This is a genomic window from Pseudomonas sp. H9 (genome assembly GCF_004353925.1).
GTDB lineage: Bacteria > Pseudomonadota > Gammaproteobacteria > Pseudomonadales > Pseudomonadaceae > Aquipseudomonas.
The window spans coordinates 568,068-588,231 of sequence record NZ_SMOK01000011.1; the positions used below are offsets into that span (position 1 = coordinate 568,068).

At 61.1% G+C, this 20,164-nt stretch carries 13 protein-coding genes and 1 pseudogene; 9 read left to right on the forward strand and 5 right to left on the reverse strand.

What is annotated here, in order from left to right:
• The first annotated feature begins 154 nt into the window (after window positions 1–154).
• From E1573_RS10380 to E1573_RS10410, 7 genes are all read left to right on the forward strand, one after another.
• On the forward strand, window positions 155–1,501 hold the full coding sequence (locus tag E1573_RS10380) for a hypothetical protein (protein ID WP_133213250.1): 1,347 nt from the start codon (window positions 155–157) through the stop codon (window positions 1,499–1,501).
• 35 nt (window positions 1,502–1,536) lie between these two features.
• Window positions 1,537–3,771, forward strand: a complete 2,235-nt coding sequence (locus E1573_RS10385; protein ID WP_133213252.1) for an Ig-like domain-containing protein — start codon at window positions 1,537–1,539, stop codon at window positions 3,769–3,771.
• Window positions 3,772–3,788: 17 nt separating this feature from the next.
• Complete coding sequence (locus tag E1573_RS10390) at window positions 3,789–4,262, forward strand: curlin (protein WP_133213254.1); 474 nt, start codon at window positions 3,789–3,791, stop codon at window positions 4,260–4,262.
• A 16-nt stretch (window positions 4,263–4,278) separates the two neighbouring features.
• A complete protein-coding gene (locus tag E1573_RS10395; RefSeq protein ID WP_133213256.1) occupies window positions 4,279–5,724 on the forward strand; it encodes a curlin in 1,446 nt (481 codons plus the stop codon).
• Between the two features lie 356 nt (window positions 5,725–6,080).
• The gene (locus E1573_RS10400) at window positions 6,081–8,327 is read left to right on the forward strand and encodes a FepA family TonB-dependent siderophore receptor (RefSeq protein WP_133213258.1); all 2,247 of its coding nucleotides are present in this window, start codon (window positions 6,081–6,083) and stop codon (window positions 8,325–8,327) included.
• Window positions 8,328–8,621: 294 nt separating this feature from the next.
• The gene (locus tag E1573_RS10405) at window positions 8,622–9,233 is read left to right on the forward strand and encodes a response regulator (RefSeq protein WP_133213260.1); all 612 of its coding nucleotides are present in this window, start codon (window positions 8,622–8,624) and stop codon (window positions 9,231–9,233) included.
• A 7-nt stretch (window positions 9,234–9,240) separates the two neighbouring features.
• Entirely contained in the window at window positions 9,241–12,528 is a 3,288-nt protein-coding gene (locus tag E1573_RS10410; protein WP_133213262.1) for a transporter substrate-binding domain-containing protein, read from the forward strand.
• 8 nt (window positions 12,529–12,536) lie between these two features.
• Here E1573_RS10410 and E1573_RS27235 read toward each other — a convergent pair whose 3' ends face one another.
• From E1573_RS27235 to E1573_RS10420, 3 genes and pseudogenes are all read right to left on the reverse strand, one after another.
• Window positions 12,537–13,031 (reverse strand): methyl-accepting chemotaxis protein, encoded by a 495-nt coding sequence (locus E1573_RS27235; protein WP_371925155.1) that lies wholly within the window; start codon window positions 13,029–13,031, stop codon window positions 12,537–12,539.
• Between the two features lie 42 nt (window positions 13,032–13,073).
• Window positions 13,074–13,856, reverse strand: a pseudogene (locus tag E1573_RS27240) (PAS domain-containing protein); the annotation flags it as partial.
• Window positions 13,857–14,027: 171 nt separating this feature from the next.
• Window positions 14,028–15,047 (reverse strand): LacI family DNA-binding transcriptional regulator, encoded by a 1,020-nt coding sequence (locus E1573_RS10420; RefSeq protein WP_133213266.1) that lies wholly within the window; start codon window positions 15,045–15,047, stop codon window positions 14,028–14,030.
• Window positions 15,048–15,254: 207 nt separating this feature from the next.
• Here E1573_RS10420 and E1573_RS10425 point away from each other — a divergent pair, with 207 nt between their 5' ends.
• Window positions 15,255–15,794, forward strand: a complete 540-nt coding sequence (locus tag E1573_RS10425) for a gluconokinase (RefSeq protein WP_133213268.1) — start codon at window positions 15,255–15,257, stop codon at window positions 15,792–15,794.
• A gap of 97 nt (window positions 15,795–15,891) precedes the next feature.
• A complete protein-coding gene (locus tag E1573_RS10430; protein ID WP_133213270.1) occupies window positions 15,892–17,244 on the forward strand; it encodes a GntP family permease in 1,353 nt (450 codons plus the stop codon).
• An 87-nt stretch (window positions 17,245–17,331) separates the two neighbouring features.
• On the opposite strand, the gene yiaY is transcribed toward E1573_RS10430, so the two are convergent.
• Together yiaY and ilvA are read right to left on the reverse strand one after the other, a co-directional pair.
• A complete protein-coding gene (yiaY, locus tag E1573_RS10435; RefSeq protein ID WP_133213272.1) occupies window positions 17,332–18,480 on the reverse strand; it encodes an L-threonine dehydrogenase in 1,149 nt (382 codons plus the stop codon).
• An 82-nt stretch (window positions 18,481–18,562) separates the two neighbouring features.
• The gene (gene ilvA / locus E1573_RS10440; RefSeq protein WP_133213274.1) at window positions 18,563–20,125 is read right to left on the reverse strand and encodes a threonine ammonia-lyase, biosynthetic; all 1,563 of its coding nucleotides are present in this window, start codon (window positions 20,123–20,125) and stop codon (window positions 18,563–18,565) included.
• Window positions 20,126–20,164 lie beyond the last annotated feature (39 nt).

Here is a 20,164-nt window from a genome sequence, read left to right on the forward strand (position 1 = left end):
CGCGCTCCCCCCAATCGCCCCCAACCCTGGGTCAATATCGCCCGATTTCTCTGCAAGCCAGGCCCCACAAGGCTTTGCGCATGTTGGTATGGAAGTTGCCGAGCCTTGTGCAGACGACCCAAGCCCCTGGGCCCCACTGCAAGAGGGAACACTCATGCACCGTCCAACGCCCCACCCACTGGCTTTGCTGATGTTGGCTGGCCTGATTCAGGCGCCGGCTCAGGCCGCGCTGTTTGAAGTCGATCCTGGCCCTTACCTACCCGCCACCGGTGGCTTTGCCGCCTGGTATCACGACACCCACGGCCGGGTGCTTGATCTGTGCTTGACCAAGGCCGTCAGCTCGCGAGTCGCCGGTGCGCCCGGTGCCCCGTCGTACATGTGCGTACTGAACCCGGCACCCGGGGTGTTCGATGACACCAAGCCGATCAGCTTCCCCACCAACTACCCCGACGAGACGTTCTGGTTCACCGCCGATGCTGCCCTTGTCGATGCCGCCCGCGGCATCGACTTGACCTACGTGTCTGCCGTTGAAGCCGCCTTCGCTGCCGATGAGGTAGTCGATGGCGACCAGGTCAGCTTTGCCCGGATCCGCATCCGGGTCGACGTGCCGACCGCAGGCACCTACATCGTCACTCACCCCTACGGTGTCGAAGTATTCGATGTACCAGTGGCGGGAGGCCGCGCCATCAACATGACCCGTGACATCGGCATTGGCGGGCAGAAAAGCTACACCGGTGCGCTCAAAGGCGATATTGGCCCGTTCCTGCGCGGTGTGGGCGGACCTTACACTGAAACCAACCCGGAAACCGGCGCCAGTGAGCGTTTCATCGGCGACCCTAACCTCAACGAGGCGGTGACCGGCAGCCCGTTCAACACCAACTACGTGCGCATCGAAGGGCCCAACGGCCTGGACATCCGCACCACGCTGTTCGCGGTGTCCGGCAAGCTGTCCAACGTGGTCCGGCCAACCCCGGTGATCGGGCAGCGTAGCACTTACTCGCGCCACAGCGAAAACGGTGACCTGCGCGCCCAGCAAGATGTCTTCGTCCAGGCGCCACCTCCCCCCGGTACAGCAACACTGATCAGCCAGACGCCGCCCCTGAGCCTTACTGAAGCCAACACCACCGGCGCCTGGTACGCCCAGTCGACGCTCAACCCGAACTTGCCACTCAACCTGCAGGTGACCGCCGACAACCAACTGGCGATTTCCACCAGCACACCGACCACCCTCACCCTGCCGCTGACCGACCTGGTAGTGATTCAGCGTGCCGAGTACAGCCTGGCGTCCGGCCAACTGACCCTGGTCGCCTCGACCAGCGACGAAACCAGCCCTCCAACACTCGTTGCCAGCACCGGAAACGGCGCTGCCATTGGCACCCTGGGCGGCAACGGCGCGGTCAAGACCCTCACCACCGGGCTTTCGCCGATTCCACCGGCCACGGTCACGGTGACCAGCGCCAATGGTGGTAGCGACAGCGAAGAAGTGGTGCTCGTGCCATGAACATCATTACGCCACGTCCCGTAGCAGGAGGCAGCATGAATAACTGGCCACGCCTGGCGCTGTGCGCAGCCGGGCTTTCCCTCTCGCTGGCCGGCAGTGCCTGGGCCGGCCTCAAAGCGGTCGATCCCGGCCCTTACACCCTGGCCACCGGGCGTTACCCGATGTGGTACCAGGACCACAATGACCTGTCGATGGAACTGTGCCAATCCAGGGCTGCAAGCTCGCGAGTACCGGTGTCGGTACCGCCGGCCTACATGTGTACCCTTCTGCCAGAGCCCGGTATCTACGATGATGCCCTGCCATTGGTATTTCCGGACAACTGGCCACCAGAGATGTTCTGGTACCTGGCTGAGACCTCGATCCCGGCAGTTGGCAACAGTGGATATGAGTTGGACGTGTACGTCGCCGGTATCGAAGCGGCGTTCGCTTCCGAAAATCCGGTCGATGGCGATCAGCAAAGCTTCGCCCGTATCCGTCTGCGGGTCTCGGTGCCCCAGGCCGGCAGGTACGTGATCACCCACCCCTACGGCGTCGAAACCGTCGACGTCACGACCCCCGGACGTCGGGCCATCAACATCACTCGAGATGTCGGCATCGGAGCACCAGGGGTTTTCACCGGCGTGCTCAACGGCGCACTCGGGCCGTTCCTGCGCGGCGTCGGTGGCCCCTATACCGAGATCAACCCGGACACCGGAGCCACCGAGACCTTTATCGGCGACCCGAACCTGACCGAGGCGGTGGTGGGCAGCCCGTTCAACACCAACTTCGTGCGTATCCAGGGCCCGGCCGGGACCATCCAGACCAACCTGTTCACCGTGTCCGGCAAGGTGCTCGACGCGCGTACTCAGGTCGCGGCAGAACTGGAGCGTGCCAGTTACCGGCGTACCTCTGCCGGTACCCGCGTCGAGGTGTTTGCCAAGGCGCCGAACACTGCCACCTTGTGCTTCCGTGAAACCCTGGCGTTGGTGCCAGGCACGCCACCCTCACCTTGCCAGTTCAACTTGCTGGCCGATAACAACGGCTTGTTCTTCGCTAACCACTTGAGCACCGCCGCCCCGCCTCCGGTCATTGTCGTCACCGCTACCGACCCGACCGGGGTCAACCGCCCCACCGCGCTGTCGCGCAAGCTCAGCGACGTGGTCAAAGTCACTACCGCACGCTACGACTGGGCCAACAAACGCCTGCGTATCGAGGCCAGCTCCAGCGACGAAGTACAGGTTCCTGACCTGGTCGCCCAGGGCTATGGCCGCCTGTCCAAGTCCGGCACCGTGCAAACCCTGACGGTCAACGACCTGACCCAGCCGCCCGCCACGGTGACGATCAAGTCTGCTGCCGGTGGCAGCGACACTGAAGCGGTCGTGATCGTCGGTAACGCCCCGGTCGAAGCGGAAAACCAGGCACCACTGGCGCAAGCCGACCAGGGCAGCACCAGCTTCGGCGTGCCGCTGACCCTGAACCTGCTGAGCAACGACAGCGACCCGGACAACAACAACCCACTGACCATCAGCGACCTCACTCAACCGGCCACCGGCCAGGGCACTGTCGCCCTCAGCGGCAGCACCGCAGTGGTCTACACCCCACCTGCGGTGGTCAACGCCCCCCTGACCACCACCTTCACCTACCGTGCCCAGGACAACAAAGGGCTGAAGTCGGAAATAACCACCGTGACCGTCACCGTCGCCCCGAACCAGGCGCCGATCGCCAACGCCGACACCGCCGCCACCCTGGGCGTCGCGCTGCCGATCAACGTCCTGCTCAACGACACTGACCCAGAAGGCAACACGCCGTTGGTTGTGGACAGCGTCAACCAGCCGGCACCTGGACGCGGCACCGTCACCACCGATGGCACCCAGATCACCTACACCCCACCGGCCACCGTAACGGCAGCCTTCGCAGCCACCTTCACCTACATCGCCCGCGACAGCCTCGGCGCCTTGTCGGCCCCTGCAACCGTCACCGTACAGGTCTCGCCACGGCCTGCCGGCGCAGAGACCTTCACCGTCACCGCTGCCTCCGTCACGGCGCGCTCCAACAACCGCTACAACTGGGACCTCTCCGGTACCTCGTCGGTGACCACAGGCAACACCATCACCGTACAAGTCACTACCCCGACCGGGTTGGTCACCCTGGGCAGTACCGCAGTACCGCTGACCGGCCGCTGGCGGCTGACGGTGAGCAACAGCACCACGGTGATCCCGACCGCGGCGCCTACGGCCACCATCCGCAGTAGCCAGGGCACCGTCCGCACCGTACCGGTAACCGTGCAGTAATCGCAGGAGACATGACCATGGCGCGCCTGACCACCTTGCTGTTGTGCCTGACCCTGATCGGTCAGGCCGCCCTGGCCGACGACTTGATGGACAACGCCGACCTCGGCCCTGGGGGCGACCTGGGAGAACCCGTGTACTTGCAGCCACTGCCCGGCACCACCGGGCAGCAGGCACAGATCGACCAGAACGGGCAATCCAATCGCGCCGCCATCGGCCAGGACGGGCAAACCCTGCTCGGTCGCATCGTGCAGTCCGGTGGCGCACAAGAGGCGTACATCCTGCAGCAAGGCAACGACCTGATGGCCACGATCAACCAGCAAGGCTATGACAACAGCGCCTCGATTGCTCAGAGCGGCAGCAACAACCGCGCAAACATCGAGCAATACGGCAACAGCAACAGCGCCAGCATCGTCCAGAACGGCTCCGGGCTACAAAGCTCGGTGGTTCAGGCGGGCAATGGCCAGCATGTGCAAGTTAACCAATATCGCTAAACCTGGAGGCACCACCATGTTCAAGCTCGCTCCCTTAAGCGCCGCCATTGTTCTGTGCCTCGCCGGCCAGGCCATGGCTGACAGCAGCCTGTCGACCCAGAACCAGTCCGGTACTGAAAACATCGCCGAGGTCAAACAGACGGCTGCGCCCCTGAGTACCACCACGCAGACCCAGGTCGGTACCGGCAACAACCACGCCGCCAAGCAAGACGGTGGCAACAGTAAAATCGAGCAAAGCACCCAAGGCGAATACAACGCCGGCTACGCCGAACAACTGTTCGAGTTCGGCAGTGAGATCAATCAGCAATCGGCCGGATCGCTGAACAACACCCATGCCAGCCAATCGCTGGGCACGGAAAACACCGCCAAACAATCCCAGGAAGGCAGCGGCAACTTCACCTTCGTCTATCAAGACAGCCAGACCGGCAGCCGCGGCACCACCGAACAATACGGCGACGGCAACCGCGCCTTCGTCGAGCAATTCAACGGCGGGATCGCCAACAACGCCTTGAGCGTGCAGACCGGTGTCGACAACTACAGCGCAGCCGAACACATCAACCACAACGACGGTCAGATCGGCATCTATCAGGAAGGTGACGGCAACTGGGCCTATGGCGATCAACGCGAGGGCCAGGGTGGCACCATTTCCATCAACCAGGCCGGTGCGACCAACTCCGTTGAAATCTGGCAAGACACCCAGACCGACAGCCACGCCGCCGTCACCCAGAATGGCGTGACCAACGAAAGCGTGATCGACCAAAGCTTTGGTGAAAACAACAACGCCAGCATCCTGCAGACCGGCGACGTCAACGCCATCTATGCCGACCAGTACGAGTCGACCAGTTCACTGGCCACCCTGACCCAATCCGGTTCCGGCAACGTCAGCTTTACCTACCAGACCGGCGACAACCACGTACTGGAGGTCAGCTCCACCGGTATCGGCAACAAAGTGCTGGCCAGCAACTGGAAAGGTGACAAGGAAGGCGGCCAGTTCGGTAGCAGCCAAGGCGCAGTCATCACCCAAGACGGCAAAAACAACAGCGCCAACCTGACTCAGGAAGGCATGAACCAACTGACCAACCTGAACCAGACCGGTGAACGCAACACCGTCGAGGTGACCCAAACCACCAACAACAACGAGCTGTACTTCGATCAGAACGGCTCCGACAACCTGCTGATTGCCGATCAGCGCGGTATCAGCAACTACGCCACCGGCTCCAGCGCCGGCATGGAAAACAGCGTCAAGCTGGACCAGAGCGGTACTGGCAACCAGAGCTCTACCTGGCAACTGTACGGTGACAACAACAGCGCCATTATCAAACAGACCGATGGTGTCAACGTGGCCTACGTGACCCAGGGTGGCTCAGGTAACCAGGCATCGGTCGACCAGAGCGGTGCCAGCATGACCGCGACGGTTAACCAGTACGGTACCGGTAACCAAGCCACTGTATTGCAGCAATAACACGGGTTCCCTCGGCGTTCTCCGCGCTTTTTCCCGCTTGGCCACAGTCACCGATGGGGGTGGCTGTGGTCCTTTTTATTCAACCATCACCCTCCAGTGGGAGCGGGCTTGCCCCGCGATTGGCGGTGTGTCAGTTGAATCGCATCGCGGGGCAAGCCCGCTCCTACAACAGGCTCGCTTCTATCAAATGGGGAGCTCAATCCATCGGTTTAGAGCCTTCCGGTTCGACGCGTTAATATTTTATTTTGAGCTCGAAGTCTTTACATGCAAATGCTAATCCTTATCATTCTCGACGCCTTGAGCGCGGGCATCCTGCTGTCCGCCCCGCTCACCTTTTGTTCAAGGAGACATTTGACATGGCGTCGCGCTTCACCTTCAGCCCCTTGAGTATTGCCTTGCTGGCAACACTGGGCACTTCGAATCTCGCTGCAACCACGCTTGAGCTCCCACCAGACGAGGTTCAGATCCAGCCAACCGACCTTCCAGTTGCAGGCAGCCGCCAAGCGATCGAGCTGGAAAAAACCAGAGTGCTGGGCACCGCCGAAGAAGAACTGAAACAAGCCCCCGGGGTGTCGATCATCACCGCAGAAGACATTCAGCGGCGCCCGCCAGTCAATGACCTGTCCGACATCATCCGCCGTGAACCTGGGGTCAACCTCACCGGCAACAGCAGCAGCGGTGCCCGGGGTAACAACCGCCAGATCGACCTGCGCGGCATGGGCCCGGAAAACACCTTGGTTCTCATCGATGGCAAGCCCTCCACTTCGCGCAACGCCGTGCGCTATGGCTGGAGTGGCGACCGTGATACCCGAGGTGAAACCAACTGGGTACCCGCCGAAGAGGTCGAGCGCATCGAGATCCTGCGCGGCCCGGCCGCCGCTCGCTACGGTTCAGGGGCCATGGGCGGTGTGGTGAACATCATCACCAAACGCCCAACCGAACAATTGCGCGGTGCCATGACCCTGTACACCCTGTTCCCCGAGGACGATGCCGAAGGCACGGGCAAGCGCGTCAACTTCAGCCTCAGCGGGCCACTGACCGACAGCCTGGTGTTTCGCGTTTACGCCAACCTGAACAAAACCGACGCCGATGACATGACCATCAACTCGGCCCACCAGGCTTACCAAGAGTCGCTGATGGCCGGCCGTGAAGGCGTACGCAACAAAGACATCAATGGTTTGCTGAGCTGGAAGATCGACCCGGCCAACACCCTCGACCTGGAATCAAGCTACAGTCGCCAGGGCAACATTTTCGCCGGTGACACCATGCTCAACGCCGGCGGCGAGTTCGTTGAAAGCCAGGTTGGCAAGGAAACCAACGTCATGCAACGCTCCAGCTTCGCCGCGACCCATCGTGGCGACTACGACTGGGGCACTTCGACTGCATCGCTCTCCTACGACCTGACGCGCAATGATCGTCTCAATGAAGGCCTCGCCGGTTGGGGCGAAGGCGCACCGTCCGGTGGCGCCGGGCGCTTTGAGTCGCGCCTGCGCAACACCCGTGCCACTGGCGAGATCAACCTGCCGCTGAGCAGCGCGTTCGAGCAGGTGTTGACCCTGGGCGCTGAGTACCTTTACGAATCGCTCAACGACCCTGGTTCACTGCGCCCGCAAAGCTATGACCCAGGTGCCGAACTGCCAGGCTTCGACCGTACCCAGACCAAGTCCACGGCGCGCAGTTTCGCGCTATACGCCGAAGACAATATTGAACTCGGGCTGAACACCATCGTCACGCCGGGTGTGCGCTACGACCATCATGAAGACTTCGGCAGCAACTGGAGCCCGAGCCTGAACGCCTCGCATCAGATCACCGAAGCCCTGAGCATCAAGGGTGGCATCGCCCGCGCCTACAAAACCCCGAACCTGTACCAGGCCAACCCCAACTACCTGCTGTACAGCCGTGGCGGTGGCTGCAACAGCAGCGAGACCAACATAGGCGGTTGCTACTTGCTGGGTAACGCCAATCTCGATCCGGAAACCAGCATCAACAAAGAACTGGGCGTGGCCTACGACAAAGGTACCTGGCACGCCAGCGCCACCTACTTCCGTAACGACTACAAGAACAAGATCGAGGCGGGTAATCAGGCCTTGTTCCGGCTGCCCAATGGCCGCCGTATTCTGCGCTGGGAAAATACCGGTAAAGCTCTGGTGCAAGGCGTGGAAGGCAACCTGTTCATCGCGCTCACGCCCAGCCTTGAGTGGAACACCAACTTCACCTACATGATCGACTCTGAAGACAAGGAAACCGGCGAACCACTGAGCATCATTCCCGAGTACACGGTCAACAGCACCCTGGACTGGAACGCCACCGACAAGCTCTCCTTCCAGCTCAACGGTACCTACTATGGCAAGCAGGAGGCGCCGAGCTACAACGCCCGGGCTAACGAAGCACTGGATCCGAAGGTGCGTAAAAATGTTGACCCTTACGGATTGATGGGCATCAGCAGCGGGTATGAATTCAACAAACACCTGAGCGTGCGTGTCGGCGTCAACAACCTGTTCGACAAACGCCTGTACCGCGAGGGCAACTCGGATGAAGCCGGTGCGTTGACCTATAACGAACCGGGCCGGGCCTACTACGCCTCCTTCACCACATCATTCTAAGCCCTTCACTAAACCCCGGTGGGAGCGGGCTTGCCCCGCGATTGGCGGTGTGTCAGCTGAATCGCATCGCGGGGCAAGCCCGCTCCCACTGTGTATTGGCACCAGAAACACTGGATAGCATCCGCCATAAATGTAGGAATTTACGTCAAACATAGGCAAATAATTCAACACATACAGGCCTCCCGTACTATCGTTCTTTGAATCGACGTATTGTTGGCGCCCTTCCCGTCCCGGTAATGGCGTACTCCTGAATGATTCAGGAATTTGCTTACATACTCGACAAGGAGCTGAACGTTGATCTCTGTCTTGATAGTTGATGACCACTCCACCGTACGTTTTGCCGTACGCACCCTGCTCCAGCGCGAAGGCTTCGAGGTTGTCGGCGAGGCCTACGAAGGCGAAACCGCAACGCAATTGGCCCGACAACTGCGCCCGGATGTGGTGATCCTGGACATCGGCCTGCCCGGTATCGACGGCCTCAGCGTATTGAAGCGCTTGCGCCTGCTCGAACCGTCCCCGCGCATCATGGTCCTCAGCGGCCAACCCACCGAGCTGTTTGCCCGGCGTTGCCTGGATGCCGGGGCCTCGGCTTTCGTGCGCAAAGACGAAGACCTTGAAGCCCTGGTGTCGGCCCTCAAGGCCATGATCAAGGGGTATTCGATCTTCCCTGAACTGTCGGCGCAGCATGGCCCGCTGCTCAGCGAGCAACAGCGTCTGGAGAAGTTGTCCGACCAGGAACTTGCCGTGTTACGTCTGCTGTCCGAAGGGCGATCCAACAATGCCATCGCCGAACGCATGCACCTGAGTGCTAAAACAGTCAGCACTTACAAAACCCGGATTCTGGAGAAACTGGAACTCAACTCGCTGGTTGAACTGCTCGATCTGTCGCGTCGTCATTCGATCTGAACCCATCATGAAGCCTCTGAGGTGCTTTGCGCTGAGCTGCCTGCTAAGCCTGCAGGCGTTCCCGGCCATGGCCATTGATGTCGGTGAACCCCGCCAGTTACTGGCCCGCTCGATCAGCAGTAGCGCGGCGCTGACGCTCTCAGCCGAAGAGCGCAGCTGGCTCAAGCACAAGCAGCACTTGATACTCGGCACAACCGTACCGGACTACCCACCTTTCGATATCAATGTCAGCCAAAACGACTATGAAGGCCTGACCGCAGACTATGCCGGGCTGATCAGTGAACTGTTGGGCATCCACATCACTGTTCGGCGCTTCGCACACCGCAGCCAAGCTATTGCCGCCTTGCATGAAGGCAAGATCGACCTGCTCGGCAGCTCCAATGCTTTCGAAGCGGCTGACGCTCACCTAGTGTTGAGCCACCCCTACACTGACGACCAATCGGTGATTTCCATCGGTGCGGGCAAGTCCCTGGGGCTTAACGACAAGCTCGAAGGGCTGAGCCTGGCAATGGTCGATCACTACCTGCCCACAGCGATGGTGAGCGCGCTGTACCCGCAGGCCAAGCTGCAACTGTACAACTCCAACCTGGCGGGTCTCTCAGCAGTGGCACTGGGCCAAGCCGACGCGTTTCTTGGCGATGCGGTCAGCAGTGATTACCTGATTACCCGTGTTTATCAGGGCAGCGTACAGATCGACCATTTCATCAAGGATCTACGGGGCACCTTCGCCTTTGCCATATCCCGCGATAACCCGACCCTGCTGCGCCTGGTCGATAAAGCACTGGACCACGTGGCTGACAATGACCGCCTGAATATCCTGCGCCGCTGGACCAGCGGCAGCTCGCGCACGCTGCTCAATCGTGGCAGCTTGAGCCTGAGTGCCGCAGAGCGCAGCTGGATCGAGCAGCACCCCAGAGTCCGGGTGGCGATCAATAAGTACTTTGCGCCCATCACGTTCTACGATGACCACCTGCAATTTCGCGGCATCGCCGCCGATGTTCTCGACCAGATCAGCCTGCGCACGGGCCTGAAGTTCGATATCCAGACGGCCGATTCGGTGGCCCAGATGATTGAACTGGTCGAACAAGGCAAGGCTGACATCGCCGGGGCGCTGCCGCCCACCCCGGAACGTGAACGCTCTTTACGCTTCACTCGCCCTTACCTGGTCTCACCGCGGGTACTGGTGACTCGTAGTGACAACCATGACCTGCACAACAGCCAACAACTCGACGGCCTGCGCCTGGCCTCGATCCGCGATTTTGTACCCATCAAAGAAGAATTGCGCCTGCGCTTCCCACACATGACGCCGATTGAAGTCGATGACCCGCTGTCGATGATGGAGACTGTGGCCCAGGGCAAGGCCGATGTGGCCATGAGTACACACATCAACGCGGCCTACTTTGTCAGCCGTATGTTCAAAGACCGCTTGCAGATCGCCTCGATCTACGGCGACCAGCCCGGCGTTGCCTCTTTCGCTGTCGCCCGTGAAGCCAAACTGCTGCATTCGATACTGAACAAAGCCCTGCTGAGCATTCCGCCCGATGAGATGACCGAACTGACCGGGCGCTGGCGAACCAACGCGCTGATCAGCGACAGTGTCTGGTACAACGACCGCGGGCTGATCCTGCAGATCCTGTTGGGCGCCGCAGGCCTGATTGCAGCGGTGATCTTCTGGAACCGCTACCTGCGCCGACTGATTCGTGAACGCAGCGACGCCGAACACGCCCTGCAGCACGAGCTGACCTTCAGCAAGCGGCTGCTTGAAGAGTTGCGCCTGGCCAAGGAACAAGCCGAGGACGCCAGCCGGGCGAAAAGCACGTTCCTGGCGACCATGAGCCATGAAATCCGTACCCCAATGAACGCGGTCATCGGCCTGCTGGAGTTGGCCGTCAAGGATGCAGAGCAGGGACACGCCGACCGCAACGCCCTGCAAGTGGCCTTCGAGTCGGCCAATGGCCTGCTGGAGTTGATCGGCGACATTCTGGATATCGTCCGCATCGAGTCCGGGCGCATGACCCTGGCGCCGCAACCGACAGACCTCATCAGCCTGATCAACGCCACGGTACGTGTATTCGAAGGTAACGCCAGGCTCAAAGGCTTGACCCTGAGCACCGAGCTGCCACCCGGCCCCTGCCGGGTGTGGGTGGACTCGCTGCGTCTTAAACAGATCCTCTCCAACCTGGTCAGCAATGCAATCAAGTTCACCGAGCACGGCCGTATTACCGTGCACCTGCAACGCGATGCCAGCACCCCCGGGCACTTGCACACAATCCTCACGGTGCAAGACACCGGCGTCGGCATCAGCGCACAAGACCAGCAACGCCTTTTTCAGCATTTTGCCCAGGTCGGCGCGCAAACGGCACGCCAGGGTACAGGCCTGGGCTTGATGATCAGCCGCACCCTGTGCGAGCTAATGGGGGGCCAGCTGGAGTTGCACAGCACCCTGCACCAAGGCACACGCGTACAGGTCAGCCTGACATTGCCGCTGGCCGAACCGGCGCCGGAAGCGCAGAACCACCCGGCAAGCTCAGATCTCAGCATGCCGGCGCAATCGGTTCTGGTGGTAGACGACTACCCCGCCAACCTGATGCTGCTTGAGCGCCAACTAAACGTGCTGGGCCATCGGGTCAGTCAGGCCAGCGATGGCCAACAAGCCTTGACCCTCTGGCAACAAGGCCAGTTCGATACGGTGATCACCGATTGCCATATGCCCGGCATGGACGGGCACCAGTTGACCCGACAGATCCGCGCGCTGGAGCGGCAACAGCAACGAGCGGCCTGCCTGATTCTCGGCCTGACCGCCAATGCTCAGGCCCAGGAGCGCGAGCACTGCCTGGCCAGTGGCATGAACGATTGCCTGTTCAAGCCAATTGGCCTGGCGGAGCTTCGTCGTCATCTACACAGCAACAACGCCCAGGCCGCGCCTCAGCTCAATAGCGTCGAGGACGCGCACGCCAGTGGCTTCGACATCGACAACCTGCAGTACCTGACCTTGGGCGACCCCCAACTGATCCGACGCTTGATCGCTGAGCTGGCGCGCAGCAACCAGGAAGACCTAAAGGCCCTGCGAGCCCTTGGGCCGTGCCCGTCCCGCGAGCGGCTACGTACCCTGGCCCACCGGATCAAGGGGGGCGCGAAGATGCTCAAAGCCCGTGGTGTGGTACGCAACTGCGAAGCACTTGAACAAGCCTGCCTCGGCGACGCTACCGAGAACCAGCTCAAGGCGCTGCTCGACACCCTGGAACAGAGCTTGCTGACCTTGGAGCAGCAGTTGCGCCAGCCTGCCACGCCGTAACAGGGCTTTCAGTGCAGCTGCAGGGTCGAGTTGATCTGGCAGATTGCATCGACTACATGTTGCGAGCCCTGCTGAATTTCCAGGATCACCTCGCCGGCCTCATTGGCCAGCTCTACCCCGATACCGGTGCGGCTCAAGCTCGACTGCATGCTGGCCACCGCAGTCAGAGACAGGTCATGGTTCTGCCGCACTACCTCGACAATTTCCACGGTGGCCTGGCTGGTACGTGCCGCCAGACTGCGTACCTCATCGGCCACCACGGCAAACCCGCGGCCATGCTCGCCGGCCCGCGCCGCTTCTATGGCTGCATTGAGGGCCAATAAATTGGTCTGGTCGGCAATACCACGGATGGTCTGAACAATCTGGCCGATCACCTCCGACTGTTTGCTGACGGCATCGATGCTGCGTGCCGCAGCGTTGAGGTTCTGGGAGATTTCCTCGATGACTTGTACCGTCTGCTGCACCACCTGTGAACCTTTGCGGGCGCAGGCGTCATTCTGCATCGAGGTGGCGTGGGCGGCCTCCGCAGCGGTTTGCTGGGTGCAGACTTGCGAGGTGATGTCACTGGCGAACTTGACCACTTTGTACAGCTGGCCGCGCGTATCGAAGATCGGGTTGTAGGAGGCTTCGAGGTAAACCATTTGCCCTAGTTTGTTGACCCGTTCGAAACGGTGCGAATGGAATTCACCGCGGTTGAGCGAAGCCCAGAACGCTTTGTAGGCCGCCGACTCGCTTTCACTCTTGTGGCAGAACAGGCTGTGGTGCTGGCCGACTATTTCGTCGTGACGGTAACGCATGGTGTCGAGAAAGTTCTGGTTGGCTTTGATGACCTTGCCTTGTGGGGTGAATTCAATCACCGCCATGGAACGGCTGATGGCATTGATCAGGCTGTCGCTCTCATGCTCCGCTTTAACCCGAGCGGTGATATCAGAGGCCACTTTGATCACGCTGACCACTTGCTGCTCTGGCCCGAACACCGGCATGTAGCTGGCCTCGAGCCAGAGCTGGTGACCTTGCTGATCGACCCGTTCAAACGTGCCGCTCTGCGCCTCTCCACGCGCCAGTCGTTGCCATAACTGCCGGTACGCGTCGCTGTTGGCGTAGTCCTTCTCACAAAAGATTCGGTGATGCTTGCCGCGAATCTGCTCAAGGCTGTAGCCGGTGACTTTACAGAAGTTGTCGTTGGCGTCCAGGATGATCCCGTCCGGGGTGAACTCGATCATGGCCATGGCGCGGCTGATCGCGGCGAGTTTGGCGGTGATCCCCGCCAAAGCCCGGTTGCAGTGTTCAATTTCTGCCAAATCCGACTTGCGATGAAAATCGAACATCGAACCGCCCTCTATGCCCAGGTTTTGCTGAGCATAGATCGGCGTTGACGCCGTGCAAGCACATTGACACTACCCCTGTAGGAGCGGGCTTGCCCCGCGATATGGGGTGTGTCAGTTACATCGCAATCGCGGGGCAAGCCCGCTCCTACAACAAGCCTGCTCCTACCGGGGTTAGCTGCTTTCGCGAATCACCAGTTCAAACCCCAGGTCCTGGTTCTGCTCCGTACCGCGCTTGCCGTCAAGCAAGCCCAGCAACGCCTGCGCTGCACACCGGCCAATGGCCGCACGCGGGGTGCGGATCGAGGTCAGGCGCGGCACCATGTGTGCCGAAGCCGGCAGGTCGTTGAAGCCGACCATCGCCACCTGCTCCGGCACCTTCACTCCCAGGCGCAAGGCTTCAAGGATGGCGCCCTGGGCCAGGTCGTCGTTGCAGAAGAAGATCCCATCGACATCGCCATGCGCCGTCAGCAGTTGCCGGAACAGTTCACCCCCCAAGGCAATGGATGACGGTTGTGGCGACAGCACATGCAGTTCGCTGGCATACCGACCGGCTGCCTTCAGGGCCTGGCTGTAACCATCGGCCCGTTGCATCACCCGCGGGTCGAGCTGCGCGGCGATGAACCCCAGGCGCTGGCGTCCGCGCTCAAGCAGATGCCGCGCGGCCGCCGCACCGGCCTGTTGCTGGGAAAAACCCACCGACATGCCCTGCTCCTGCAGCCCCAGTTCCATCATGTGCACACACGGCACGCCACTGGCCGTGAGCATCTGCTTGGACGCTTCACTGCGGTCGAAGCCTGTGAGCAGCATGCCGCGCGGTTGATACGCGAGATAATTGCGGATCAGGTTCTCTTCTTCGGCAATATCGTAGTGATAGTTACCGATCAACACCTCAAGGCCGCGTGGGCGCATCACCTCGTGCACCGCCTCCAGGGTTTCGATGAACAGCTGGTTGGACAGTGACGGAATCAGCACCACGATGGATTCGCTCTGTGCCGATGCCAAGGCGCGCGCGGCCGGATTGGCCACGTAACCGAGGGTGGTTGCAGCCTGTTTGACCTTTTCGACCAGCTCCGGGGCGACCGTGCTGACCCCACGCAAGGCGCGCGATGCAGTAATCGGGGAAACCCCGGAAAGCCTGGCCACTTCAGCCAGAGTAGGACGACCGGTAGTACGGGAGCCGATGCGGGTCATGGGGAATTTTATTTTCGACTTGCAAAGAATGGGGAACGGGCACTAAGGTAGCGCTGTCTCAGAGCACAGGCAATGCATAACTGCAGGTGAGCTGAAATGAGCATCCATACTGCTGAATACAAGATCAATAACATCCGGGAAAGAAGCGCCCGAGGCCTCCGTCGCCCCGACCAAAGATAGCGCTATCTTTCCTTGCAGGAGGTACCGATGAACCCACCCCTCTCCGCGATTGTGGTCATGGGCGTAGCAGGCTGCGGCAAGAGCTACGTTGGTGCCGCCATTGCTGGCCTAAGCGGCGGCCGCCTGATTGAAGGCGACGACTTTCACCCCACTGCCAACATCCAGAAGATGAGCGCCGGCATTCCCCTGGACGATGACGACCGTGCCGGTTGGCTGATCCGTCTGGGTGAGGAACTGCAAGCTACCCTCAAGCAGGGCGAGCGCCCGATCCTCACCTGTTCCGCGTTGAAAAAGCGCTACCGCGATACCTTGCGCCACGCCGTCCCCGACCTAGGCTTTGTGTTCCTCGACCTGACCCCTGAAGAAGCCAGCCGCCGGGTATTGGCCCGCCCTGGCCACTTCATGCCGGCCAGCCTGATCGATAGCCAGTTCGCTGCGCTCGAACGCCCCAATGGCGAAGCCCTGACCCTGCCACTGGACGCCACGCTGCCGGTCGAGCAGTTGGCGGTCAAGGTCGACCTGTGGCTAAAGCCCTGCGGTGAGCCGGTATTGGCGCGAACGGCCTGATCAGGCGGTTTTCCGGCTCACCAAAGATAGCGCTGTCTCAAGCACGATCTGCTGCAAATGCTCCGCCCACAACAATGACAAAACGAGGCACTGAACCATGTTCGGTTTGGCAACTGATACCTACCTGCTGCTTGATGCAGTGGTCACCATCGTCGGCCTGGTGCTGCTGATTACCCATTTCAAAGTCCACCCCTTCGTTGCCTTGACCCTGGCCGCCGGATTCCTCGGCCTGACCTCCGGCATGCCCGTGGCCAAAGTCATGAAATCCTTCCAGGACGGCTTTGGCGGTGTACTGGGCTTTGTCGGTATTGTCCTGGCCCTGGGCACCATGCTCGGCAAGCTGATGGCCGACTCCGGCGGGGCCGATCAGATCGCGCAAACGCTGATCCGTGCCTTCGGCAAACAGAAAGTGCATTGGGCGATGATGTTTGCCGCGTTTCTGGTGGGCATTCCGTTGTTCTTCGAAATCGGCTTTGTGCTGTTGATCCCGCTGGTGTTCATCGTCGCCCGGCGTTCCGGAGTGTCGCTGATCAAAATCGGTATTCCGCTGTTGGCCGGGCTGTCAGTGGTCCACGGCCTGGTGCCGCCGCACCCGGGGCCGTTGTTGGCGATTGGCATTTTCAATGCCGATATCGGCAAGACCATCTTCTACGGCCTGATCGTTGCCCTGCCCACCGCGATCATTGCCGGCCCGCTTTACGGCAACTTCATCTCGCGCTACATCCCCGGCTCACCTTCCCAGGAGCTGATGGACCAGATCGCCCGCGAGTCCGATCAAAAGAACTTGCCGAGCTTCAGTATCACGCTGATCACCGTATTACTGCCGGTGTTTCTGATGCTGCTGAAAACCTTCGCCGACGTGGTACTACCGGCTGAACACATTGTGCGTCAGTGGATGGACCTGATCGGCCACCCGATCACCGCCCTGCTCGCTGCGTTGTTACTGGCCTTCTATACCTTTGGTGCCGCGCGCGGCTTCTCCCGCCAGCAGATCATGAAGCTGCTCGACCAGAGCCTGGCGCCCACCGCCGCGATCATTCTGATCGTGGGTGCCGGCGGTGGCTTCAAGCAAATGCTGGTGGATACCGGAGTGGGTAACGTCATTGGTCAGATGGCTGTGCAGGCGCAGATTTCACCGATTTTGCTGGCCTGGCTGGTGGCGGCGGTGATTCGCATCGCCACAGGCTCGGCGACGGTGGCGACCATTACCGGCGCCGGGATCGTTGCGCCGGTGATCGGTATGATTCCAGGGGTCAACCGCGAGTTACTGGTGCTGGCCACCGGGGCCGGCTCATTGATCCTGTCGCACGTCAACGATGCTGGTTTCTGGCTGGTGAAACAGTACTTCAACATGACCGTGGCCGAGACCTTCAAGACCTGGAGCATGATGGAGACCATCCTGTCGGTGGTCGGCATCATCTTTATCATGCTGCTGTCACTGGTGGTGTGATTAATGTAGGAGCGGGCTTGCCCCGCGATTGCGGTGTGTCTGATGAACAGCAATCGCGGGGCAAGCCCTCTCCTACAGCAAGCTCGCTTAGAAGGCAGCTTTGAAGATACCTTCGATTTCTGCCTGGCTGGCCACCCGCGGGTTGGTCAGGCCGCAGGCATCTTTCAGTGCGTTACTGGCAAGCGTCGGCACATCAGCCTCCTTGGCCCCCAACACCGACAAACCAGCCGGGATATCGATGTCCCGCGACAGTTGCTCGATCGCTGCAATCGCTGCGTCACTGCCCTGCTCGGCACTCAGTCCGCTCACCTCCACGCCCATGGCCTTGGCCACGTCCCGCAAGCGTGCGGCACTGACTTTGGCATTGAAACGCTGCACGTGCGGCAACAGCACGGCGTTGCACACACCATGTGGCAGGTCATAGAAGCCACCCAACTGGTGCGCCATGGCATGCACATACCCCAGCGACGCATTATTGAAAGCCATACCGGCGAGGAACTGGGCGTAGGCCATGTTTTCGCGCGCCTGCAAGTCACTACCTTCAGCAACCGCCTGGCGCAGGTTCTGGCTGATCAGTTCGATGGCTTTGATGGCACACGCATCGGTGATCGGGGTTGCCGCCGTCGACACATAGGCCTCGATAGCGTGGGTCAGTGCATCCATACCGGTGGCGGCGGTCAGGCCCTTGGGCATGGCGGCCATCAGCGCCGGATCGTTGACCGACAGTAATGGGGTCACGTTGCGGTCGACGATGGCCATTTTCACGTGGCGTGCTTCGTCGGTAATGATGCAGAAGCGCGTCATTTCACTGGCCGTGCCCGCAGTGGTGTTGATTGCAATCAGCGGCAACTGCGGCTTGGTCGAGCGATCAACGCCCTCGTAATCGCTGATCTTGCCGCCGTTGGTGGCGCACAGCGCAATGCCCTTGGCGCAGTCATGGGGCGAGCCGCCGCCCAGGGAGATCACACAGTCGCAGCGTTCACGCTGCAACTGCGCCAGGCCCTGTTCGACGTTGGCGATACTGGGGTTGGGTTTGGCGCCGTCGAAAATCGACGAGTCGATGTCACGCATCGCCAGCAATTCGGCAATGCGCTCGGCGACCCCGGCCTTGGCCAGCCCGGTGTCGGTGACAATCAGTGCCTTGCGCAATCCGTAGCCGGCGATGGCCGCCATCGCCTCGTCGAGGCAGTCGATGCCCATAATGTTGACGGCAGGGATGAAGAACGTGCTGCTCATGGCGAAACCCTCATGCAATATTCCATTGCCCTCAGGATCCGCCTGAACGCCCTGCCCCGTGTTGATCTGGGGCAACCCTTGCTCAGCCCAGGAACAATCGATAGGCCGGGTTGTCGGTTTCATCCCAGTAGCGATAACCCATGGCGTCCAAGGCAGCAAGCAAGCCGGCCTGTTCTTCTTCAGGCACTTCCAAGGCCGCAAACACCCGGGCATCGGCGGCGCCATGGTTGCGGTAATGGAACAGGCTGATGTTCCAGCGTTTGCCCAGACGCTCCAGAAAGCCGAGCAAAGCACCCGGACGCTCGGGGAACTCGAAGCGCAGCACCCGCTCATTCGCCCCCGGACCGGCATGCCCACCGACGGTGTGGCGCACATGCAGCTTGGCCAGTTCATTGTCGGTCAGGTCAAGTACGTCGTAACCCTGAGCACTCAGGCTGGCGAGCAACTGCTCACGCGGATCGTGCTGCGGGTGGGTCTGCACACCAACGAACAACCGCGCCTCCTTGCCAGGGTAGTAGCGGTAGTTGAACTCGGTGATCTGCCGCTTGCCCAGCGCCTGGCAAAAAGCGCGGAAGCTGCCCGGCTGCTCGGGAATAGTCACAGCAATGATCGCTTCGCGCTGCTCGCCCAGCTCAGCGCGTTCGGCCACATGGCGCAGGCGGTCGAAGTTGACGTTGGCCCCCGAATCGATGGCCACCAGGGTCTGGCCGCTGACGCCCTCGCGGGCCACGTACTTTTTGATCCCGGCCACTGCCAAGGCACCGGACGGTTCGGTGATCGAGCGGGTGTCGTCGTAGATGTCCTTGATCGCCGCGCACAGCTCGTCGTTGCTGACGGTGATGACCTCATCCATGTATTGGCGGCACAGTTCGAAGCAGTGCGCACCGATCTGCGCCACCGCCACGCCTTCGGCAAAACTGCCGACCTGCGGCAACACCACCCGCTCACCGGCCAGCATGGCCGCCTGCAAACAGTTGGAGTCCTGAGGTTCGACGCCGATCACCTTGACCTCAGGGCGCAGGTATTTGACGTACGCGGCGATCCCGGCGATCAGGCCACCACCGCCGACCGGGACGAAGATCGCATCCAGCGCACCGGGCTGCTGACGGAGGATTTCCATGGCGACCGTGCCTTGGCCGGCAATCACATCCGGGTCGTCAAAGGGCGGGACGAAGGTTGCACTTTCGCTATCGGCCAGTTTCAGCGCATGGGCCAAGGCATGGGGAAAGCTGTCACCGTGCAGCACCACGTGTGCGCCACGCGAACGCACACCGGCAACTTTCAGCTCGGGCGTGGTGGTAGGCATAACGATGGTGGCACGCATGCCCAACTCACGCGCCGACAGCGCCACACCCTGGGCGTGGTTGCCGGCTGAAGCGGTAATCACCCCACGCGCACGCTGGCCCGGGCTCAAGCGGCTGAGGCGGTTGTAAGCGCCGCGGATCTTGAAGGAGAACGTCGGTTGCAGGTCTTCACGCTTGAGCAGCACTTGGTTACCCAGGCTCAGGGACAATGCTGGCGCCTGTTGCAGCGGCGTCTCGATGGCCAGGTCGTACACCGGTGCAGCAAGAATACGCCGCACATAATCAGACAGCAGGTTCAGCGACGCGGACGGTGTACGAGGGCTAACGGCAAGGCTGGTCATCAGTGACTCCTGGTTTTTTAAAGTGCCCAGGAGAGAGAG